Origin of the sequence: Pseudomonas sp. MPFS (assembly GCF_022537035.1) — a bacterium.
In the GTDB taxonomy this organism is placed as follows: Bacteria; Pseudomonadota; Gammaproteobacteria; order Pseudomonadales; family Pseudomonadaceae; genus Aquipseudomonas; species Aquipseudomonas sessilinigenes.
This window is the reverse complement of sequence record NZ_CP066123.1, coordinates 205309-229484: the sequence shown is the minus strand read 5'-3', so window position 1 is coordinate 229484 and position 24176 is coordinate 205309. Positions and strand designations below refer to the sequence as shown.

Sequence of the window (24176 nt, the reverse complement as noted above, 5' to 3'; positions counted from 1 at the left end):
ACTCAGCCGCCCGCTTTCACAAGGAAACACCATGCCTGCAACAGCCGACAACACCCCCCTGCGCCAGATCCGGGCGGTCTACGACGCCAGCACCCTGCGCGTCTACCAGGCCTACTCGGCAAGCATTGCCGATGCGGCGCTGGCCCATGGCACCTTCGTCTCGCCACCGTTCAAGATGGAGCGCATGACCTGGATAAAGCCCTCCTTCCTCTGGATGATGTATCGCGCCGGCTGGGGCTTCAAAGACGCAGGGCAGAGCCGCATCCTGGCCATCGACATCAGCCGCGAAGGCTTCGAATGGGCCCTGGCCCACAGCTGCCCGAGCCACGCCGAGGAGGGGATGAGCAAGGAGCAATGGTTGCAGTTGAAAGACCAGTCGCCGGTGCGCATCCAGTGGGACCCGGAACGCGACCTGCACCTGCGGCCCCAGGAACACCGGGCCATCCAGATCGGCCTTGGCCAGGAAGCAGTGGGCTTGTACGTGAACCAGTGGATCCAGCGCATCAGCGACGTCACGCCGCTGGCGCATCGCATCCATGAGCGGGTGCTGGCTGGCGACCTGGAAGAGGCCCGGCGCCTGCTACCCCAGGAGCGCGAATACCCCATGGCGGGCCCTGCTGCGTAAACCGCCTGGCGCGCCAGGCCAGCGATCGGCATGGGGCGTTTGCAGCTCGTCGAGCATTGTCGTCAGCGCCACCTCGGGCGGTGTTGGAGTGATAACCGAACGACCGTCATCGTAGAAATCGAGCAGGCGCCCACTTCCACTTAGTAACCGTGTTGCACTCAGCCCCTGAAACTGTCAACTAGAACAACCGGAAATTCAATGTCCAGCTCTACTCCCAGAGTCCCACATCATGGCGCTCCAAGATCCAGTTTTTTAGAGCATTAAAACTTTAGGTATCAACAGCATTAATTGCCCAACCAGAATCAACCCTATTTAGTTTCAGTTCATCGAGCCAAGCTCCATCCCAACTCAATTTGAGAAGCTAAAACACCATGATCTTTCAGTAACATCTCACCACAACTCTAACCGCCAAACCATCCTTATAAGTAAACTTATAATATTCACCAGCTTTGTGCTTTCCACTACCTGGATGATATTGAATCTCGGAAATGGTTGGATGCCCTTAAACTTTATATGCCTGGGCCTTTCCTGAGGTTCCTGAGCGAATACTTGGGGTCAGCGTTGCATCATCCATGCTTCGACTGCCTGGGCACTGGCTGCAACAGGCAGGGTTTGAGGTCAATCAGAAAATTAGAATCAAGGTCAGCAAGAATAGGCTGGTAGTTACAGCGGAGCGAAAAATAATATCCCCGGCAGTGCCGGGGATATTTTTAGCATTCAAAGTAACCAACTAAAGCCCCGCAACAAATTCTCTAACCAGCTGGCGGCTCGAATCATTTTTAGCCAACTTATTTAAAATCGGAATCAAATAATAAAGCAACAATTCAACCTTTGATGCTTCTGCCGAAATAGCTTCCGCCACACAACCAATTAATAACTTTATAGACATAATAGCCGCAAAAGACTCATACCCTCTTGGCCCAGAAAAAGGTAATTTTCTAAAATAGTATTTTGCTAATCGCTTCTGATCAGAGCGCTTCCACGTACGATGGGGAATCAGTAGCAATGCTTCTCCCCAATCAGCAGACTCTATCGGATACTTAGTCATTAGCCAATCAGCAGCTTGATCAGAATTCACCCTAACAAGCTGTGCGCATAGCGCCCTCTGTCGCTCATCCATGTCAAACCTAACTTGGACTAAATAAATTTTCTGGCAGCCTGGAGTTATTACATAACGATGCTGGCGGCTTGCAATGCCCAGAGCCATTATTCTGCTGACTTATTGCTCCTCGACTTGGAACATAATTATTCCAATAGCGTATAGAACCTGAATATTTTAAGTCCCTCTATCGCTAAGTCCAAGGTGAGTTGAAAAACCTTCATTAATATTTTTCCTACTGACTCGAACTGCTCCATCAGGCACTGTTACAAAGCCATATGATCCTGATGGCGTTTTATACCCTTATCTTTGCTGATTATGGCATGGCCCAAGCCATAGTAGTTTTGCTTTTAGTGAGTCAGGAACCAGCTCAAAAAGAGCCTGAATAAATTTTATATGCTCCGAGTAATTAGGTGAAATATCATCACTGCAGTTGTCAAAGTAATACTTAGCCTGATGATTTAAAAACCATATATCATGCTCAGAAAACTCAGAGTCCAACAAACCGACTGTAAGGTTGTGCACTAACTCCGCCTCAAAATAACACGACCTATCCTTACCCTTTATCTTTTTATCCAGAGTCTGGATATTTCTTATATAAGGTAGAGCTAGGGACAACATCCCAACGTATATTTCATTTTTTTTAATATGAGCGATCATCATTTTCTTACCGGCATGGATTGAGCTCCAGCAGGGGCATTTTTTGTTTGAGTCCACAGTCCATTTTTCAATAACTTATCTATAAAAGAAGCATCACCTGTCTTTCTGAATATTTCCTGGGCGGCGACCATGCGATGATTTCCCTCAGATATATAATAAGTGCCCTTGCTGTCTACATAACCAGCAATACGTCCTTCCGGGGCTGTAAACCTATAATTACCTTCTTAGCCTTGCTCGCCGAGTGCTGCTCATTGGCGGCTGAAACCAGGTTCAGGTTTTCCGTGGCCGACATCGTCACATCGCGCTTGGCCTCGATCTGGCTGGCGATGGCGGTGATGTCGCGCCCTGCGCTGATCGCAAGATCACAAGCTGGAGCCGTTCTGGGTCACGCTCAGGTCATTGTAGCGTGTGCCCCGGTCGTTGCTGACCACCTGCTCGGAGGTCAGGCTCACCCCGACTGCCAGGTTGAGCTGCTGCTTGCTCAGATGTTGCCTTAATCGGAAGACTGTACTTTCTATCTTTTAGGAGATAGCTACCCTGCTGTATATAGCCCCCAGTAGCTTACAAGGAATCAACTCCTTTATCTTAAATCATGACAGAACTTGTTTGATGACCGAATGACACCAAACCGTGGAGACTACTTCATGAATGCCCACTTAATTTTGTTTATTCGCATCATAATATTTGTACAAATCGGCGTCAGGCCAAAACTCATCATATGCTGTAAGCACCCCTCGCAGAGCTTCACTACGGGGATCTTGTGAAGGATCCATATTCGAAATTACAAAGTCTTTAATTTCCGGCCACTGAAGCTCTCGCATACAAAATGCTACGACCTCAAATGGAGAGCTGCTAGACATCAATATATTTTCGAACTTCAGAATAAACTCTTTTTTATATATCAAATTACATTTAACAAAATTCAGAATCCTCAATAATGATGTTTCATAGGATATCTCTGATTCCTCGTCATAAGCAGTCATAGCTACGCCGCAAAGCATGTCGAACTCTCTTATGATTTCACTCATTTTTTGATACCCACGCACCTACTCTAGGAGTACTTGGATTTGACACCCATACTTTTCTATATACTTACCTGATACATCAAGACTTTTTTCTTCCCACCGTTGGGTGATGCCGAATATCCACAACACCGCCTTACCTCCTGGCTTCGACTGCGTGGGCATTGGTTGCAACAGGCAGGACTTGAGGTCAATCAGAAAATTAGAATCGAGGTCAGTAAGAATAGATTAGTGATTACGGCGGAGTGAATGAACAACCCCAGCTCAAGAGCTGGGGTTGTTTGTTAGTGGTTCATCTTTTATGAGAAAAAACCCTTCTGGAAACAAAGTCTTGAGTTCGGCACGACGTTTGGAAAATAGAGGAAAATCACTCACAACATCTTGGAGATTTTCTGTAACCCTTACCAAGTAACCGCTACCTATTTTTTCAATAGGAAATCCTGAGCCTGCAATTCGATCAACGTCAACTGATCCGGCGAATTTTTCACCATAAAATACTGCCCAACCAATATTCGGTATCGTGCCACGATGTAGAACACCAGAAAGAAAATAGCTCTCCGAAGTCCCCGGCCTTACATTAACGGTTTCATTTTTATGAAAAACATGCATCAGAGCATAGCTTGCCCTCATAGCTAAGCATGCCTCTCGAAAAACACTTAACCAATCGACTTTACTATTAAATTGCGCTTGCACAATAAGTGAACCATCTATTTGCTCGCCCTTCATATTCTTATGAGTATGACTAATCTCCGCATCATATTTTGCTACTTTTTTTCTCTTCCAACGGAGCCCTATAGGAAACTCCATTTTTGAACCCTGAACCTGCATTGTTGCCATTTGAGCCCAATATGTCTCACATGCAGGAACACTTTCAAAATTAGCAATTCGATTTTCCCATTGGAACAAGCTTTCCGGAATAAGCTTTGAATCCTTTTCTGAAAATGCCGAAATAACCTGGTTCCCAACAACCCAGCTTGTAGTATCAAGATTTGTTATTACAGACATGCGCAGCATAATTCACCAAATCAGTTAAAAATCTGACAATAACTTAGTAGAAGGATCATATCTGTATATACCTCCACCAACCTTACTAGTAACCGCATCTATTCTTGCCTTAAGTGGCGCAGAAATACTCTGTGTCCGTGGGCTTACAACCAGATTAAATGGCTGCCCAGTCATTTCTGCTAGCTGCAACTGTGCGCGTAACTGGTCAGACATAGATAGATTTTTAACATTTTTTACTTCTAGTAACCCACCAGCATTTCTACCCCACATATCTGGAATTGTTGTTACCTGTTTTCCATTAGGGAGTTGAACAGTTACCAGAGTTGTATTTTTCGTACCACCCACATGACTGAACGCATCAACTACAATTTCCTTATGAAGGCCAGCATCAACGTCAAAAACTATTACAGAGCCATCAGGTCGCTTGTTCGTCAAGTAGTACGTAGCATGATCAGCATTGCCAACACTTACGCAAATTTGCCCTGCGCAACCTGGGGTGATGGTGATGGTTCCATCTTCATTGGCAATAATGCGGTTCTGACTGGTCTTCGTACCAGATCCACCGCCCTCAACCCTAAAGTACGTAACAGTTCCCGGAGAGGCTCCTTTTGCAGCATCAACTCACCGGAATAAGGCTCACCGCCTCACTGATCACTATTTCCTCTGGGACCTCATCATAGACAAAAAGCTCATCACCTAAATTTAAAATGGATAGGCAAGTACCACTATCAAACGAAAGAACAACACCTATCACTGCCTCCTCCACCGAGGACTGCACAAGCGAAGCTGACGCCAATTTCCGCCCCACAACACTGAAATAACAAGGCTCATCAGATACACAAAGAATATCTTGCTTTCCATATTCACCAAGATCGCAGCCGACAATTTGACTCAAAGAAAAAGATAGAGACGCACCATCACGTCCGCCATAGAGTTTTCCAACCTCAGAGTATTCAAAGAAAAGACCTATCTCTTGAGGAAAAGAATCCCTCTCAGAAGCAAAAATATGGAATAGAGCACTTACTGACAGCAGTTTCTTCCCTATCACTGTCAGCAGCCAAGAGACCATCAATTCAGGAGGCCTCATTATCTCCACCCTCCCTTCAGTGCGTTCTGTACAGATGTATTCTGAGTTACTCCATCCTTCAGAATCGTAACGAACTTCCCATCAAGTTTAGTAACAACCAAATCATTACTCTTAATCCTGAAGAACACATCACCCCGAGCACCATTTGCTCCTTGCCCGGGAAAAACCCCAGGAATGACCTTTTCAGGATTAGTTCCGACATCATGAACTTTATCGAGCACCATTTTACGGTCTGTAGGGCTGCCTGCATTATCCCCAAAATCCTCAACGTGCTTACCAAGTTTCTTACCTAGCTGCTTCGTGTAGCACCGACTCCTATACCGCTTGCAGGCACAGAAGCGGTACCGGGTTTAGGTAACAGACCGGAAACTTCCCCTTTTACAGCGATTAGCCTTTGTAAATATCAAGCCAGTCAGCAGAATCAGACGTGCCCCTATTTTTCAAAAACTCAGAATATCTAATTTTATTGCGATCCATCGCCTCATCTTCGAGGCATACCTCTATGGACCCAAGACTTCTATCTTCCACAACTATCCTTACAGGGCTTACCTTAGGCGGACTGGTGTCCATTAATCGGCCTAAAACTTTTGCCTTATGAAAAATAAAGCTATCCCCTCCTCCTAAAGGGAGGACCTTATCCGCTATAGAAAAGATTACTTCTGATTCGCAAAACTCAATTTTCTCCCCAGATCTGTAGTCAGCCCCATACTCACAAGGAATAAGAAACAAACTATAATCAATTATTACCAACCATCCAAAAAGTTCAAGAAGCTCACCACCATCAACAGCCTTACTTAAAAATTTATCATGCAAAAGGTCTAGATTTTTCATGACTACCTACCGATTAAAATAGCGTTAACACCATATTCCATTGCACGCTCCAAGAAATCTTCACGAACACCTCGGGGGCCTGCTTTAGGATCTCTCGTCATATAGTACTTAACACCATCAACAACTTTAACCTCATCGACTATTATGAAATGCTTCTGCGATCCCGCCGGCACTTGAACTATAACACTTCCTGTTTCCTTCAAAGCCCTATCCAACTGCGATCGAAACATATTTGTATTTACCGTATTTTTAATTCCCGCCTGAGTTATTACATCTGACAGCTCCATTGTATTTACACCACTAGGCCTAACTCCATTAACAAACTGCCCTATCGTGCTCTCTAGGCTAACAGAAACCCCTTTACCATCTGTTATCGTCATAGCAGCACAAGCAGGACCACATACCGGTAGATCACCCTGTGAAATAAAAGATCCTTTCGGTTCATATACAATAGTTGGCCCCCCTTTAATGGCTCCACCAGCCCCATCAACGTAAGCCCCACTTGTGTTCGAACTGACACCTCCCTTTGCAGCCCCCGCACTCCCTGCTCTTGAGAATGTCCCTACCATACCGCCAAGCGTAGCTAATAAACCCGCATCCTCTACAACTTGCAATCCAGTACGAACCCAGTTCCCGTTGGCCAAGTTGGCTGCCCGCGTAGCCTCACCCACGGCCTGGCCTATGCCTGCGCCATCACCTGCATACGTCACCGTCGCGACAGCCATATGAACTGCAACGTTACGCTCACAGGCAGTATTTCCTTTACAGAGGGGGAACACTTTCTCGGTGTAAACCGCCTGTACGAACTCTTCCCAGCCTGCCTGAGCCTCTTTCGTTTCCAGCCCACCCTGCCGGTACGAGGTTTCTTTCCACGTGTCGTATGTCTTCAGGCAGGCTTGCATCCCCCCTGAGTCACCACATGATGCTTTGAGCTCCTTACTAAATTCTGCTATTTGGTCCTTACCCAGTTGATAGCCAAAAATATTGGCTCCGGTTCCTAAGTGGTTGTTCTCCACAGCATTCTTGCCAGCCCCAGCACCCGCAATAGCACCCGCGCTATCGCCCTTGGCAATTCCCCCCGCGAGCCCAGCGGCTAACGTCGATAGCGCGGCCACTGTCTGCTTTTGTTCTTCGCTGAGGGAGCTGGTATCGCTGGTGCCGTACAACTGCTGGGTGATCAATCGAGCTGCCAGCTCTCCACCTGCCGCTCCTGCGGCGCCCGCGATTGCCGAGTTACCTTGGGCCTGGGCTACCGCGGCTCCCAGCACTGCGTGAGCCATGGCGTTGAGGGCTGTATTGTCGCCCGTGGTTTTCTTGATGAGTTGCGCCAGATACGGTGCGGAGGCACCGGCAAGTGCCGAGCCAATATCCCCGCCTGCCAGCCCTTGCAGGGCCGCCGTTACCGCTTGCGCGACGCGCTGGTAGTCACCACCGGTACCGTACTTGCCCATGATTCGTTGGTACGCATCAGTGGCAATCAACTTCTGCTGGTAGTTATCGACCTCCTCTTTGCTGGCATTTTTTCCAGGTCGATGGATGCCTAGTTTCTCCAGCTCATCGCTCGCATCTTTGTCGGCCTTAAGCTGACCTTCGGTACGAACGATGTCCGTCACCTGAGTGCCAATCTCGCCAATCAGTTGCACCTGCCGCAGGCGCTTCTGCTCCTTCTCCTTATCGAAGATCGGACTGATGCTGCCGTTGGCATGTTCGACGTCATGGCTGAGGGTGGTTACGTCTTGCTTCTGCAGGCTGGGGTCACGGATTTCCAGAGTGCCGTTGGAGATCGCCGATGAAGTAGTGCCGCTGGCACTGCCACTGTGGTTGTAGGCGATCAACGTGCCACTGGGCATATTGCTGATAAAACCGTCCGTACCGCCGTTGCCGCTGCTGACGCTGGCGCTCTGGATCTGGCTTGTGTAATCGGCCTTGTTCTTGAGGTCACTCCAGCCCAAGGTGCCAGTACTCAGCCGGTTCTTGTCGGCTTCTGCTGTACTGGCAATAACACTGCCATCAAGTTGAGTGTGCTTGCCTACCTCAACCTGATAGCCGCCCTTACCGGCAAACAGCCCGGTTTGCTCCTGCACGCTCTGGTATTTGGAGTCGATCTTGCTCTGGCTGACACTGAGGGACCCGCTGCCCGTCATCGTGCCAATCGTAAAGCTCGCCCCTGCGCTGACATTGCTCTGTTTGGACTTGTAGTTGTCTGTGTCCTGCAAGCTTTGCAGTGTGAGGTCACGTCCTACATTGGCGGTGATCTTGTCGGCGTTGACCTGCGCGCCCTTGAGCGTGGCATCCCGGCCACTGATCAGGCTGGCGTGGTTACCGGCGTCTAGGGTGGTTTCGGTCCAGGTAGTACCGTTGCCTTTCTCATTACCCGCTCCCTTGTTGCCGTTGGCGAAGATGCTCAGCCCGGCACCACTGGAGCCAAATCCGATGCTCGCCCCAACGGCGCCACCGCTGCTGCTGTTCTTGCCATCCAGCCTTTGGGTATTTGCCGCGGCATCCAGATTGATATCGCGATTGGCTACGAGTTTGAGGTCCTTGGCAGCCTGCAACTTGCTGCCATGAACATTGATGTCGCCATCGCTTCCAAGACTCTCCTTGCCGGTAGCCAGAATGCTGAGACTTCCTCCCGCATTCAGGCTGCTCCCCTGGCTCACTGTCTGTTCCTGGGTTTGCTTGGAACTGGACTTCTGCGACCCAAGGGACAGGCTGATGCCAACGAACTGCCCCACATTGTCAGCGTTCATCCCGCCATTTTGCTGCGCTGCCTGCCAGGCCTGGATACCTGTCAGGCCGGCCTTTATGCCTTGCAGGGCAGAGAGCCGACTGTCGTCTTCTTCCTTGGCTTGCTTGGTTGTCTGGTACGCCGTATCGATAGCGCTGCCAACGGTGCCGGAAAGAGCCAGGGTCAGGCCGCTGGTCTTGCTCTTGGAGGTCTGCTCGCTGCGGTTGTGATTCTCCGCCGCAAGGATGCTGACATTCTGCCCAACGAGGTTGATGTCCTTGCCGGCGACGACGTCAGATCCTTTTATGCCCAGGTCCTTGCCGGCCTGGATATCGACGTTGCCCAGCACACTGCCGATGGTACTGACCTTGGCATTCTCGCTGGAGCGGGTCGAGGTGTTCTGAAGCGAAGACGATCCCAAGGTGAAGCCGATACCGCCACTGCTCAACAGGCCGGATTTCTTCTTCGACGTCGAATGACTTTCTTCACTGGTTTGCGTAGCACTGTCGATGGCGACATTGCGCCCAGCGACCAGGCTGGTGGATTGGGTGGATACGACATTGCTGGCAGTAACGCCGATATCCTGCCCAGCGCGCACAACCACTTTATCGCCACTGACGGAGGATCCCTCCTGCGTGGTTGAACTGCTGCTGTCGATACGTGTTTTCTGAGTGCTGGAAAGCCCTGAGCTACTGGTCTTGGTCTTGCGGTAGTAGCTGTAGTCACTGTTCTGGGCCGCATCCAGGTTCACATCACCCACGGCATACAAATAAGCTTCATTCCCCGCCGTCACCCGGCTGGCAATCAATTGCAGATCTTCACCGGCCTTGAGCGTGACATTGCCGCCAGCGGCCAGGGTGGTCGACACCTGCTGAACATGATCCTCCTGGCTCGTCACCTTCTTGGTCTTGCTCGCCGAGTGCTGCTCATTGGCGGCTGAAACCAGGTTCAGGTTTTCCGTGGCCGACATCTTTCCACGCTCGATTACACTCAAGCATGAAATTCTTAAACCCAGACCGTGGATTCGTGCAAATATCCCAGAAAACTCAAAACCTTAATAAACCAATTCCTCTTAGCCCCTAATAACCTGTCTCAGATCATATTTGGACTTCTCTCAAGTCCTTTTTAATTTCTTCAGAAATTAACGATTCAGGAATTATTGAAAAATCATCCGAATCATCATATAGACCGTGAGCCGCAACGAAAGCATCTCCGGAGTCTAATGAAAAACGCAACCCTACTTGACAAGGGAGTTGTGAAATTCTTACAGATTCATAAAGTCGCTGAAGCACTGTAATTTTTAATATTCTACAGCCAGCAATACTTCGCCAAAAATCATTAGAATAGATTGGATCGACAGACGATAATTCGTGTAACTCGTTATCTGTCTCCAATGGCTCATCCCTCAAACAATAACCATCTTCTCTTCTCTCTATCCAAACCACCACAGAGTTCAACGACGGATCACTAGAAATCCCGAAAATAGCACCTGTTTCCACCTCAATAGAAGCTGGGCCAGCTGTTAAAGAGAATACATTCTCTTTTGCTATTCCATAATTCCTGACTCCATCCTCAGGAGACCACCAACTATAGCGCTTGATGGACATCAATTTTGACCCGACAAGTTTTCTCAGCTCATTTGATAGACTTGTTGGAGTACACGACTCACAGTTCATTTTCCTATCCCTTTCTGGGCCTGCTGAATTAGTAAATCAATCATTCGAAGATTGTTATATGATGGTGGAACACCTACCTTGATATCTAAAGGATCGGAAACCACAACCCGGCCATCTTTAGCGATGAGAAACTGTAAATCATTAACTCTAATATTTCCATCTACCATTTTCTGACGAATATCTTTCAGATCAGAGACACTTCTCTCATTCAGCAGGCTTGACTCTCCTACAACTCTAACCTTCCCGTCTTTCAGACGTACAATCTCCTTAGATCCTAATTCAAATTTTTCATAAATTAGCGCAGGCTGATCACCGATTAAAACTGGCCCTCGAGCATTTACAGTTGGCAACCCCAACCTATCAAGTTGGTTTAGTATCGATAGTTCCTGATCAAGGCTTTCTATTGGTTTTCCATCGCGAAGTACTCCAACAGCTTGGTTGTCTCCATAAGCAAACACATCTTTATTTCCTCCCCGCCCCAACAAGCCTCCTAAATCTGTAGGATCAATTTTCTTAGGAAAATCCCCTCCGATCTTCGGCCCACCTCCTGTGCCGAGAGCGTTGGCCAACATCTCAGAAGTAACTTTTTTCCCGGTCTGCTTCTGAAGCTCCATCAACGCTCGGACATCGCTGAGCTGATCTGCAGTCAGCTTGGCAGCACCACCGACGGCCAGCCCGGCAGGCAAGGCTTCGCCCATAGCTACCTCAGCCAACCATAAGTTCACTTCGTTGAAACAAAGCGTCTTATTGGCCTTGCAGCCCTGCGCAGCTACACGTGCAAAGGCTATGACTTCAGGAGTAGCAGCAGTCGCAGTAATAGCCACTAATAAGGCACTGGAAAGTACTAGGCCACCAGCAGCTCCTTGCTGTGCAATTTTGCCTTTGCACTCAATATCGCAATCTTTGTTATTGGATAACCAAAACGCGAGATTAGAGCCAACGTCCATACCCATGCCGTTGTTCTCGGCGGCATTCTTGGCAGTCTCCCCACCCGCCACTGCACTCGCCGCATCCCCACCAACCAGGCCACCCAGCAAACCACCAGCCAGCGTTGATAGTGCAGAAATTTTCTGCCTTTCGGCCTCAGTCAACTGTTCGACTGACCTATCAGGAAACAGTTTGGCAGCAATCAGCTCACCGATACTGGCTCCTGCCGCTCCAGCCAGGGCCGAGTTCTGCTGAGATTTAGCTACCACGGCCCCCAACACCGCATGTGCCATGAGACGTGCTTCAAGATTGTCAGGCAGGCTTGCCTTGATCACGCCTGCAAGGTAGGGCGCAGATGCCCCAGCCAGTGCCTGCCCAAGATTGCCACCCGCAAGTCCCTGCACTGCTGCCGTCACAGCCTGGGCCGCACGCTGGAGGTTGCTACCAGTACCGTACTGCTCCATTACGGTCTCGTTGACCTGCTTTGCAAGTTGCTCCCTCGTTGGAGAGAAGTTTCCTTCCTTCGCCAACTTCTCTCGGGCAGCCTCAAGCATCTGCGGGTCTTTTTGAGCCTTGGCCGCCTCAATCGAGCCCTGGGTCCGTATGACATCCATCGCCTGGTTGCCAATATCGCCAATCAACTGCGCCTGACGCAGGCGTTTCTGCTCTTTCTCCTTATCGAAAATCGGACTCAATGCATTATTGGCGTGTTCGACATCACGACTCAGCGTCGCCACATCCTGTTGTTGCTTATCCTGGTCGCGGACAGTGATTTGCCCACCGGAGACTGCAGCTTGCGTGGTACTGCTGTCATGCCCTTTGTTATTGGCTCCCACCAACACCAGGCTGCCCATATTGCTTTGGAACAATGAAGCTATATCGCCGCCGGAACTACCACTCACGCTCTGATGCTGGCTGCTGAAGTCAGCCTTGTTGCGAATGTCGGACCAGCCCAGCGTACCGGTGTCGAGTTTGTTCTTATCTGCACTAGAAGTGCTAGCAAGCACACTACCGTTGAGCTGGGTGTGTTCACCAACAGTGACCTGATAGCCGTCCTTTCCAGCAAACAGTCCCGTCTGCTCCTGCACGCTGTCGAATCTGGACTTGATCTTGTCCTGGCTAACACTTAGCGACGCACCACCACCGCTGCCAACGATGGCATAGCTCCCACCAGCGCTGACATTGGTCTGCTTGGAGTCAAAACGATCACTGTCCTGCAGGCTGGTCAGGGTCAGGTTGCGGCCTATCTCGGCCAGTACTTTTTGTGCATTAGCCTGAGCCCCTTCCAAGGTGGTATCCCGACCACTGTTCAGGATCAGTTGATTACCCGCATTGACCGTTGTTTCGGTCCAGGTAGTCCCGTTACCTTTCTCCTTGCCCGCACCGCTGTTGGCGTTGGCGAAAACCGATAGTCCACCACCGCCAGATCCAACCCCCAAGCTGACACCAACAGCCCCACCACCGCTTTTGTTGGAACCCTCGAGTCTCTGGGTATTGGCTCCGGCTCGCAGGTCGATATCGCGAGCGGCGGACAGCACTACATCATGACCAGCCTGCAACTTGCCGCCGATCACCGATAAATCACCGCCACTAGATTGGCCCTTGCCAGTAGCAATAACCCGTAAATCGTTCCCTGCTGTCAGGCCACTGCCTTGGCTGACACTCTGCTCCTGTACTTGCTTAGAGCTAGACTTCTGCGCTCCCAGGGATAGGGAAATACCAAAGAAACTACCTTCCTGGGCCCCAGCTTCAATGGCCTGAGCCCCTTGCCAAGCCTGATAACCCGACAGGCCAGCCTTGATACCCTGAAGTGCTGCTAAACGGCTGTCATCTTCATGTCGAGCGTCCTGTACGGTCTGCACAGCTGTATTCACTGCCGACCCAACCACCCCCGACAGAGCTAAGGTCAAACCGCTTTTCTTACTCTCCTGATGGGTCTGCGTACTGCTCTTGCTCTCGCCATCGATGATGCTGACGTTCTGCCCGATCAGGCTGATGTCCTTACCGGCCACGACCTCGGAAGCCTTGACGGTGAGATCTTTACCAGCAGTAACCACCACGTTGCCCAACACACTGCCAACCGTACTGCTTTTGTCAGTCTGGCCCTGGGTATCCTGCGTAAAGCTGTTCTTCGACGAGCCCAAGGTGACGCCAATTCCACCAGAACTCATCAATCCGGACTTGCTACTGGACTGGCTGTGCTGCGAGCTGAAAGTTTCGGTACCGCTTTCGATGCGGATGTCCTTACCCGCCTGAAGGTTGGTCTGCTCAGTGGAAACCACGTTGCTGGCCGATACCAGCAGGTCATTCCCAGCCTGAACCAACGTAGTGTTGCCACTTAAAGTCGATCCAGTCAGCGAGGTACTACTGGAAACATCAGTGCTTTTCTTACTGGTGCTGGAGAGTCCGAATCCACCCGATTTGGATTTCGCCGAAGCGCTGAATTGAGTGTTCTGTGCAGCCTCCAAATTGATATCGTGCCCAGCAAGCACCGACAACGCGCCCTTGTCGCTATTCACAGTAGAACCACTGATATTGACGTCGTTTGCCGCCACCACCATGGTCTTCCCTTGGACCTGAATGACAGATGAAACAGCATCCGTACCACTGCTCTCAGTCATCAGCGATTTCTTCTTACCCCAAGAACCTTTCTTGGTTTTGGAGTAATAGGAGTGGTCACTATTGTCAGCAGTGCTCAGGCTGAGGTCATTGCCCGCATACAAATAAGCTTCATTCCCCGCCGTCACCCGGCTGGCAATCAATTGCAGATCTTCACCGGCCTTGAGCGTGACATTGCCGCCAGCGGCCAGGGTGGTCGACACCTGCTGAACATGATCCTCCTGGCTCGTCACCTTCTTGGTCTTGCTCGCCGAGTGCTGCTCATTGGCGGCTGAAACCAGGTTCAGGTTTTCCGTGGCCGACATCGTCACATCGCGCTTGGCCTCGATCTGGCTGGCGATGGCGGTGATGTCGCGCCCTGCGCTGATCGCAAGATCACGCCCGGACTGCAAGCTGGAGCCGTTCTGGGTCACGCTCAGGTCGTTGTAGCGTGTGCCCCGGTCGTTGCCGACCACCTGCTCCACCGCGCTGAGGTTGACGTCACGCCCCGCCTTGAGGCTGGTATCCGCACCGCTCTTGAGCACACCGCCGTTGTTGTTCAGGTCGCGTCCGGCGTTGATGACCAGGTTGTTCGCAGCCTCCACCCTGGCCGCGTTGTCGACGAAATCCCGTTGCTGGGCGTAGCTGCCGTTGCTGCTCTGGTGGCTGGTCAAGGTGCGCTCGTTGAGCACGTCGCCCCGGGTCGCGGTGAGGTTCACATCACGGCCGGCGATGATGCCTCCAGCCTTGTTCACCAGGTTGTTGCCCGCCAGCAGATCGAGGCGGTTGCCAGCCTCCACCAGGCCGCTGTTGACCAGGTTCTGACCGGCCTGGGCCGAAAGGTTGTGGGTCGCCCGCAGGGTGCCGACGTTATTCAGGTCTTGCCCGGCGATCAGGTTGACGTCGCTGCCAGCGATCAAGGCGCCATTGGGTGCCAGGCGATTGTTGGAGTGGGCCAGGTAGAGCACCGGCACCAGCACCTGCTCGCCATTCACTTCGGCATTTTCCAACCAGACGATGTCGTGGGTCAGGGCCGCCACCTGCTCGGAGGTCAGGCTCACTCCGACTGCCAGGTTGAGCTGCTGCTTGCTCTTGATGGCGTTGTCCATCAGGTACTTGAACAACTTCTCGTCGGTGTCCTGGCCATTGATGAAGCGCTGGCCGGTGCGGGCGGTTACCGCTTGCTGGATCAGCTTCTGTTCGTAGAAGCCATCGCCCAGGCGCTTGGCGCTGTCGTCCGGGTTGTAGCCCAGGTTGGACAACAAGTAGTCGGAGCTCATGAACTGCTTGAGGTCGGTGAGGACCGGGTTGGTTTCGATCAGGTACTTGTGCGGATTGCTGCGCACGCTGCTGTCCGGCAGGCCCTGTACGCGCTCGACGCTGACCGGCATCTGCGACTGGCCGTTCAGGGTGGCGGGCTGGCTGATGCCTGCATCCGCCGCCGAACGCCCGGGCAGCACTGGCCCTGGTACCGTGCCGGTGGCAGGCAGGCTGCTGTCGACCACCCGGGCCTCGCCACCGACCTGGGTCAGGACCGGAGCGACCGCGTTCAGGTCGGCGGAACGGGCAGTAACCTGGGCGGTATCGGCCATGTTGATGTCCCGCACCTGGGGAGCCGCCTGGCCTTGCTGGCGCTGCGTGCTGCTCAGGCTCGCACCGCCCATGGTCCAGCTCTGTGGAGCCGTGGTGGCGGGCGTACTGCCGCTCTGGCCGCTGAGGCGAAAGAGGCCGTTTTTACCCGTCGGCAGGCTGAAGCCGGGCAGGGCCAGGGGATTGACCTGCTGCTGGGCAAGGTCCGGTGGCAACTGCTGGTTGAGCGTGATACGGGTCGCGAAGGTGGTGCCGGGCGCGTCGGTGTTGGTCCGGGCGCCACTGCCAATGTAGGTATAGCCCGGGCGTACCACACTGTTATCGATGCCGTTGCCAGCGTTGATGTTCACGGCGCCACCGGCTTGCATCACCGCCGCATAGCTCTGGTCGCCACCGGCGATTTTTACACTCTTGCCAAACTGCGGCAGCTCAGCCTCGGTCATGCCAATAAAGCCGGCCAAGGCACCTTCCAGGCCGCCCAGGTCATTGGGGTTGTAACCCGCGCTCTGGAACCAGTATTTGTTGGTGACGGCACTGGCGACGTTGTACCAGGACCCTGCGTTCTTGGTCCGTTGCGAGCGGAACACCCGGGTGGTTTCGGTCTCGCCGGTTTCGATGCCGCTGTTGGTCAGGTTGTTGACCGTGGCGACCAGGCCACCCCCGGCGGCGATGGTGCTGCTCTGGTTGAGCAGGTCGCCGCCCTTGATCGTCAGGTTGGCGCCAGCGGTAATGCTCGATGCGGCGCTAGCCTCGGTGACTTCGAACTTGTCACGCTGGACGACTTCCCAGACGTGGTTGCGCTTGCCCCCACAGTCCCCGGCGTTGACCCCCTTGATACAAGCGATTTCGCCGATGCGAGCGGTGTAGATGCCCTTGTTGTCGGTTTTCAGCACTGCCCGCACGTTCTCGATGGTACTGGCCGCCAGTGCCATCGACCCATCGCTTTGCAGCGAGCCGGAACGGTTGACGATACGGTTGGCCAGGGTGCCCTTGCCATCCCGGTCGATCGCCAGGTTGCCCAGGCTGTACACATCGGCATAGCTGTTGGTCAGGCTCTCGACCCGCAAGCCCATGTCGCCGCCACTGAATACCAGCCCATGGTCGTTGACCAGGGCACCGGTGGTCAGTACCAGGTCACCCCCCGCGCCGAGGGTTCCCTGGTTGGCGATACCGCCCGCGACCAGGTCGAGCCTGGCAGCGGAGGTCAGGCGCCCGGCATTGTTCAATTGGCCAGCCACCGACACCGAGGTGTCGCCACCGCCAGCGATACTGGCGGCACTGTTGAGGTCCAGTTGCCCGGCTGTCAGGCCCAGGGTGCCGCGGCTGCTCACGCGACCACTGCCCGAGTAGGCACCGCTCAGGTTGAGACTGAGGCTGGCATCGCTGGCGATCAGGCCATCGTTGCTCCAGTTGCCACCGCTGCCGACCAGCGCCTCGCTGGCCAGCAACTGGCCGCTGGCACTCTGGCTGAATTGCCCGACGTTGACCGTCAGGCGCCCGGCCTGAATCACGTTGCTGTTGTTCCAACTGTCGGCGTTGAGGGTCAGCCCACCGCGAGTGACGATACTGCCGCCGGCGCCGGTGACGTTGGCGGTGGCAATGTCGAAGGTGCCCCGGCCGACATGCAACAGGCTGCCGCCGCCATTGAGGAAGCTGCCCACGCCCAGGCTCAGGTCCGTGTTGGCGCTTTCCAGGGTGCCATTGCGATTGTCGAACTGCCCGCCGATCTCGAATCGGGTGCCGCCGCTGGTGCCCAGGGCGCGCAGTTGCCCGGCCTGGTTGTCGAGGCTGGCGGCCTTGATCGCCAGGGTGCTGTCGCTCTCGATGATGCCCAGGCGGTTGTTCAGGGCACCGCTGAGGTCGAGATCGATCTGCCGGCCAGCGATCTGCCCGTCCTGGTCGCCGCTGTTATCGAAGTTGCCGCCAGTGACCTTGACCAGGCCCTTGGCATAAAGACCACCGTTGCGGTTGTCGAAGTCGCCGGTGCTGATCAGCGCGTCGCCACTTTGTGCCGAAATGCGCCCACCGTAGTTGTCGATACCCGCCAGGGCCCTGAGGCTCAGGCGCTGGGCCTGGGTCACGCCGCCCTGGCGCTTGTCATTCAGGTCGTAGCCGTTTTTCAGCACGCCATCCAGGTTGGCGGTCAGTGCTCCCTGGAGACTGGACAGCACACCACCGCGGTTATCCAGGGCCCCGGCGGCGAGGGTCAGGTCGCCGGCCTTGGCCACAAGGTGCCCGCCCTGGTTATCGATATCGCCCGTGGTCAGGTCCAGGGCACCCTGGCTTTGCAGGGTGCCCTTGGCATTGGCCAGGCTGGCGGCACGCAAATCGATAGCGGCATTCTGGCTGTAGATCAGGCCGTCGCCGCTGTTGTGCAAGGCGCCGTCGACATGCAGGGTCAGTTGTTCGTTGGCGGCCACCGTGCCGCGATTGCGGTTGTCCAGGCCGGCCGCGAACAGCTTCAACAGGCCCTGGCTGGCAAGCTGTCCGCCCTGGTTGTCGATCTGCCCGGCCCGCTCGATACGCAGCGGGCCACCACTGGCCAACTTGCCCTGGGTGTTGTCCAGGTTGCCCAGCAGGTCGAGGATCACCGCGGCATTGCCCACCAAGCTACCGTGGCTGTTGTCCAGGCGCGTGGCGTTGAGGCTCAGCGCCTGCTGGGCATTGATGGTGCCGCTGGCGTTGCCCAGGGTCATGGCGTTCAGCACCAGGGTCGCGCCGCTGTCGATCAGGCCGCCCTGGGCATTGCTCAGCAGGCCGCTGACGCTCAGGCTCTGCCCGGCACCGCTGGAGAGGATGCCGCCGTTACTGTTGTCCAGGTTGGCCGCCGCCACCGTCAGGACTTGCTGGCTGACCAGGGCCCCGGCACCACTGTTTTGCAGGTCGCCGCTGACTTGGGCATCCAGTGCACCGCTGCGACTGGACAGGGTTCCCAGGTTGCGGTTGTCCAGGCTGCCCAGGTTGGCACTCAGGCCCTGCCAACCGGAAACCAGGCCGCCCTGGTTGTCCAGGCCTTGGGCCGTGAGGTTCAACTGCTGGTTGCTGATCAGCTTGCCGGCGCTGTTGTCCAGCTTGCGCGCCGCCAACTCCAGGCTCTGGTGGCTGGAGACTTCGCCGCGGCGGTTACTCAGGTCACGCAGGTGGGTGATACGCAGTTGGCCGTCGGTGCTGATCAGGCCATCGTCGTTGTTCACGTCGCCGGTGGCGTTGCCCAGGTCCACGGCAATGGCGCCGCCCAGAAGCGAACCACCGCGGTTGTCCACGGCGCTGCTGTCGAGGTTCAAGCTACCGGTGGCGTTGATCAGGCCTTGCTGGCTGTTGTTCAAGGCGCCTGCCAATTGCAGGTCGAGATCGCCACGGCTGGTCAGGGTGCCGCCGCTGTTATCCAGGCTGGCGGCCCGGACATCGAGGGCCGCCGCTGCGATCAGGCCCTTGAGGTTGCCCAGGGCCTGGTCGATGCGCAGGGTCAGGGCCTGATTGCTCAGGACCTTGCCATTGCTGTTGTCGAGGTTTTGCGCGGCCAGGGTGAAGGCCTGGGCCGAGGAGATCTCACCGCCCTGGTTGTTCACCTGCCCAAGGTTCTTGAGCACCAGCAACGGTGCGTTGATCAGGCCTTTATGGTTGTTCAACGGCCCCTGGCCCAGGTCCAGGGTCAGGGCGGTGTTGCTGAACAGCTGGCCGCCCTGCTGGTCAAGACCGGTGAGGCTGGCGTCCAAGGCACCGGCGCTGGCCACGCGGCCGCCGTCCTGGTTGGTCAGGCGTCCGGTTTTCAGGGTCAGGTTGGCGCCGCTGTTCAAGCGACCGTTCTGGCTGTTGTCCACAGCGGTGGTAACCACATGAGCGGCGCCTTTGGCGCTGATGTTGCCCGCGTTGCGGTTATCCAGGGCGGCACTGCCGAGCAGCAACGCGCCATCGGTGACGATCTCGCCCTGCTGGTTGAGCACGTCCCCGCGCTGTTCCAGGGTCAAGGCTTGGGCACTGGAAACACTGCCCCGGCGGTTATCCAGGGCCTGGCCTTCGAGCGTCAGGTTGCCCTCGGCGCTGATCAGGCCCTGGCGATTGTCCAGATCGCCTTGCAGGCGCACCTTGAGGTCTTGCTGGGTCAGCAACAGGCCATCGGTGTTGTCCAGGTGGCTGCCATCCAGGCCCAGGCCGGCCTTGCCCGAGAGCAGACCCTTGTTGCGGTTGAGTACCTGGGCCACGACCAGGGCCAGGCGCCCCTCGCTGAGCACCTTGCCGCCATCGCCGTTGTCCAGGTGGCTGCCGCCCAGGGTCACGTCGGCCCGGCTCGACAATTCACCGCCACGGTTGTCCATGGCCGCGACCGTCAGTTGCAGCCCCTGGGTCGCGCCCACCAGGCCACCCTGGCGGTTGTCCAGGGAATCGCCACGCAGCAGCAGGGTATTGCCAGCCACCAGTTGCCCGCCCTGGTTGTCCAGGCTGGCGATCCTGGCGACCACCTCGGCCTTGCCGGATACCTGCCCCTTGCGGTTATCCACGCCAGCGGCCTGCAGCTCCAGGCGTTCATCGGCGATCACGGTGCCGTCCTGGTTGAGCAGGCGAGTGTCGACCTTGAGTAATTGCGTACCGCGACTGCTGATCAGCCCGGCGCCGTTGTCCAGGCTTTGGCTGTGCAGATCCAGGGTCTTGGCCGACACCAGGCCCTTGAGGTTGCTCAGGGCCTGTTCGATGCGCAGGGTCAGGCCCTGCTGGCTGATCAGCTTGCCGCTGCCGTTGTCCAGGCTGCGAGCGGCCAGGGTGAAAGCCTGGGCGCTGGAGATCTCGCCATCCTGGTTGTCCACCTCGGCCAGGTTCTTCAGCACCAGCAGCGGTGCATTGATCAAGCCCTTGTGGTTGGTCAACCGGCCCTGGTTGAGGTCCAGAGTCAGGGCGCTCTTGCTGAAGAGCTCGCCGCCTTGTTGATCGAAACCGCTGACGCTGGCGTCCAGGGCGCCTTCACTGGCGATCCGACTGCCTTGGCCGTTGCTGAGCTGGGTGGCCTTGAGTTCGAGGCTGTCGCCGCTGACCAGCGTGCCACCCTGGGTGTTATCCAGGATGCCCGTGTCGATCCGCGTCGCACCCTTGCCGCTCAGCAGGCCCTGCTGACTGTTGTCCAGGTCCTGGCTGTGGATGAGCAACCCGGCGTCGGTGGTGATCGAGCCGTTGCGATTGACCAGTGCCGCGCTACTGGCCAGTTCCAGGGCACCCACGCTCGACAGCTTGCCGTCGGTGTTGTCCAGGTTACCGACCCGGGCGTTCAACAGGCCTTCGCTGCTGATCTGCCCTTGCAGGTTGTCCAGGGCGTGGTCCAGGCGAATGTCCAGCCCTTGCTGCGCCACCAGTCGGCCCCGGGTGTTATCCAGGGTTTGCCCTGTGAGGTTCGCCGCGCCCTTGGAAAACAGCAGGCCCTGGTTCTGGTTGAGCACCTGGGTCATGTGCAAGCCCAGGTCGGTCCCGGCCAGGAGCTTGCCGCTGTCGCTGTTGTCCAGGCGTGTGCCGTGCAGGGTCAGGCCCTGGCTGCTGGAAATCTCCCCTCCTCGGTTATCGACCTGCGCCACGTCCAGTTTCAGCGCTTTTGTGCCGCCTACCAGGCCGCCCTCGCGGTTATCCAGGGAGGCCCCACTGAGCTCCAAGTCGCCTTCGGCCACCAACTCGCCATGCTGGTTGAGGACGCGGGTGAGCTGGGCGACCAGGGTGCTCTTGCTGGAAATCCGCCCTGTACCGTTATCCAGGCTGGCGGCCTCCAGGCGCAACGGCCCTGCGGCGCTGAGCAGCCCACCACGGTTGTCCAGGTGCGCGCCCTTGAAGCTCAGGGCCGCCAGGCTATGCAACAGCCCTTGCTGGCGGTTATCCAGTTGCTCGACGTCGAGTTGCAGCTTCTGTTGGGCCCGCAGCTTGCCGGTGCGGTTATCCAGGGCATCGGCGCGCAAGGTCAGCAAGTCCTTGCCATCGAGGCTGCCATGGCGGTTGTCCAGCCGACTGGCCTGCACCTCAAGCGCACCCTTGGCGTTGATCGTGCCCTGCTGGTTGTCCAGCACCCCCTGGAGATGGGCATTCAGACGGCCATCGCTGACCAGGCTGCCACCCTCGCGGTTGTCCAGGCTGGCGGCATTGAGGTCGAGGCTCAAGGCCGAGCCAAGCATGCCCTTGCGGTTGTCCAGGGCGCCGCTCAGGGTAATGTCCAGTGCCGCATCGCCGCTCACCTGGCCGTCGCCGTTATCCAGGCGGGTGCCCTTGATGCGAGTGGTCCCGAGGCTGGAAATCTCCCCACCCTGGTTATTCGCAGCGTCAGCCAGGCCCAGGGCCAGGTCGGCCTTGCTGGTCAGCACGCCGTCATGGTTATCCAGGCTGGCGGCCTGGGCATCCAGGCCAGTGGCAAAGATCAGGCCTTCAACGTTGACCAGCGCCTGGTCAAGACGCAGGGTCAGGGCCTGGTTGGCCAACAACTTGCCATGGCTGTTATCCAGGCTTCGAGCCATCAGGGCGAAGGCCTGGGCGCTGGAAATCTCGCCATGGCGGTTGTCCACGCTGTCGAGATTCTTCAACGCCAGCCTCGGGGCGTTGATCAGACCGCCCTGGTTGTCCAGGTGGCCGTGATTGAGGTCCAGGGTCAGTTCCGTGGTGCTGGTCAGGCGTCCGCCATTGCCCTGCTCCAGGCCCGAGACACTGGCATTCAGGGCCTGGTTGCTGGCGATGCGTCCCGCGTTGTTGTCAACCTTCGCGGCCTTGAGCTCCAGGGTTTGCAAGCTGGTGAGCTGGCCGGTGCGGTTGTTCAGCGTGCCGCTGGCGTCCAGGCGCAGGTGCTGGCCAGCGGATGCCAGGCCCGCCACGTTGTCCAGGCTGGTCACTTGCAGGGTCAGGTTGCCGGCGGTGGACAGCTCGCCGCCACTGTTGTCCACCTGCCCCACCTGGGCGTTGAGATTGGCGCCGCTGTTGACCAGGCCACCCTGGGTATTGAGCAGCTGGCCGGCAGTCAGGTCGGTGTTACCGGCACTGAGCACCCGGCCCTGGTGGCGGTTGTCCAGGGTCCCGGCATTGACCGTGACCTGGCGCTGCCCGCTGAGGGTGCCGCCCTGGTTGTCCAGGGTTTGCGTGGTGCTCACGCTCACATCACGGCTGGCCACCACGCTCTTGCCGGCGTTGTTCAGGCTCTGCGCACTCAGGCTCAAATCGCCCTGGGCATTGCGGCTGTTGTCGGCATTGACCCCGGCCTCGATGATGCCCTGGTTGTTCAAGGCGCCGCCGCTGGTGAGCGTGATGCGGTCCCGGGCCACCAGGTTGTTGCGGTTGTGCAGGTCGCCCTGGGTTTCAACCTTCAGTTCGGTCCCGGCATACACCGCGCCCTGGGTCTCCAGGCCCTGGGCCTTGATCGCCACTGCGCCCTTGTCGGCCGTCACTTGGGCCATGCGCAACTGGCCGTTGGCGTCGAGCTGGATATCGCCACCGCTGGCGATCAGCTTGCCGTCGAGCTTCACCCCCACGCCGGCTTCGGTGCCCACCAGCTTGATCGCCCCGGCGTACATGCCGCCCAGGGCCGAGGAGTCGATGGCCAGTTGCGGTGCATCCGCCGGGTTGGCGGCCCGGGCGGTGGCCTTGAGGGTCTGGGCGTCGACGTCGTTGGCACCCGTGACCAGCGCCAGGTGCCGGGCCTGGATCTGGGCGTTGACCTTGGCGCTGCGGGTGATGATCTCGAACTGGTCGATATTGCTCGCGTTGAGCCCTGCACCTTCGATGGCCACGCTGCCCTGGTCCACCTGGTAGCGCTGCAGCTGGCCATTCTCGATCACCGGCTTGCCGGTGGTCAGGGTGGTTTTCGGGGTGTTGATGAACCCGCAGCCATTACAGGTGACGCCGTAGGGGTTGGCGACGATCACATGGGCCGATTGCCCCGCCACTTCGGTGTAGCCCTTGAGTTGGCTCGGGCTGCCGCCGTTGACCTCGTTGAGGATCACATTGGCCGCGCGGCCACCCAGGTTGGGGTTGCCGAGGATGATCCCGCCCAGTTGCGTGGACTGGGTACGGTCGGTGGCGTTGTTGAGGATCACGCCCTGCTGGCCGACGTTGTAGTCGCTGAACTTGTTGTGGGACAACCCGCCGCCATTGGGCGCGGCAATGTTGACGACAGGCACGCCATTGCCCGCCTGGCCGACCGTGGTGCCGCTGCCGTTGACCACGATGCCGTCGGCCATCACCACCAGCGGCTGCCAGAACATCACGTTGGCCAGGATGAACGCCAGGCCACGCTTGGACAGGCCCCAGAACGAATCACGCGATTGCAGGGCGGCGGAGGGCTGGCGGGCCAGGAAGGCAAACTGACGAACGTCCATG

The 24176-nt window shown here is 56.1% G+C and carries 10 protein-coding genes and 1 pseudogene; 1 reads left to right on the top strand and 10 read right to left on the bottom strand.

Translation table 11 applies throughout. The annotated features are described in order from the left end of the window. Positions 1–31 precede the first annotated feature (31 nt). Positions 32–625 (top strand): DUF4291 domain-containing protein, encoded by a 594-nt coding sequence (locus I9018_RS00920; protein ID WP_068576224.1) that lies wholly within the window; start codon positions 32–34, stop codon positions 623–625. Between the two features lie 730 nt (positions 626–1355). Here the strand turns inward: I9018_RS00920 and I9018_RS00915 are convergent. The 10 genes and pseudogenes from I9018_RS00915 to I9018_RS00875 form a co-directional block, all read right to left on the bottom strand. Continuing rightward, the gene (locus I9018_RS00915) at positions 1356–1832 is read right to left on the bottom strand and encodes a hypothetical protein (protein WP_241108512.1); all 477 of its coding nucleotides are present in this window, start codon (positions 1830–1832) and stop codon (positions 1356–1358) included. A 551-nt stretch (positions 1833–2383) separates the two neighbouring features. Continuing rightward, complete coding sequence (locus tag I9018_RS32675) at positions 2384–2515, bottom strand: hypothetical protein (RefSeq protein WP_277398084.1); 132 nt, start codon at positions 2513–2515, stop codon at positions 2384–2386. A gap of 525 nt (positions 2516–3040) precedes the next feature. Beyond that, positions 3041–3412 carry a hypothetical protein gene (locus I9018_RS00910; RefSeq protein ID WP_241108511.1) on the bottom strand — a complete coding sequence of 124 codons (372 nt, stop codon included), beginning with the start codon at positions 3410–3412 and terminating at the stop codon, positions 3041–3043. Between the two features lie 258 nt (positions 3413–3670). After that, complete coding sequence (locus tag I9018_RS00905; protein ID WP_241108510.1) at positions 3671–4420, bottom strand: hypothetical protein; 750 nt, start codon at positions 4418–4420, stop codon at positions 3671–3673. A 15-nt stretch (positions 4421–4435) separates the two neighbouring features. After that, positions 4436–4846 carry a putative toxin gene (locus I9018_RS00900; RefSeq protein WP_241108509.1) on the bottom strand — a complete coding sequence of 137 codons (411 nt, stop codon included), beginning with the start codon at positions 4844–4846 and terminating at the stop codon, positions 4436–4438. A 181-nt stretch (positions 4847–5027) separates the two neighbouring features. Further along, positions 5028–5498 carry a hypothetical protein gene (locus tag I9018_RS00895; protein WP_241108508.1) on the bottom strand — a complete coding sequence of 157 codons (471 nt, stop codon included), beginning with the start codon at positions 5496–5498 and terminating at the stop codon, positions 5028–5030. Between the two features lie 387 nt (positions 5499–5885). Next, entirely contained in the window at positions 5886–6329 is a 444-nt protein-coding gene (locus tag I9018_RS00890; protein ID WP_241108507.1) for a hypothetical protein, read from the bottom strand. Between the two features lie 2 nt (positions 6330–6331). Further along, positions 6332–10027 (bottom strand): annotated as a pseudogene (locus I9018_RS00885) (hemagglutinin repeat-containing protein); the annotation flags it as partial. 127 nt (positions 10028–10154) lie between these two features. Then, positions 10155–10664, bottom strand: coding sequence for a hypothetical protein (locus I9018_RS00880; protein ID WP_241108506.1), 510 nt, complete (start codon positions 10662–10664; stop codon positions 10155–10157). Between the two features lie 65 nt (positions 10665–10729). After that, on the bottom strand, positions 10730–24175 hold the full coding sequence (locus tag I9018_RS00875) for a hemagglutinin repeat-containing protein (RefSeq protein WP_241108505.1): 13446 nt from the start codon (positions 24173–24175) through the stop codon (positions 10730–10732). Position 24176: the final 1 nt, after the last annotated feature.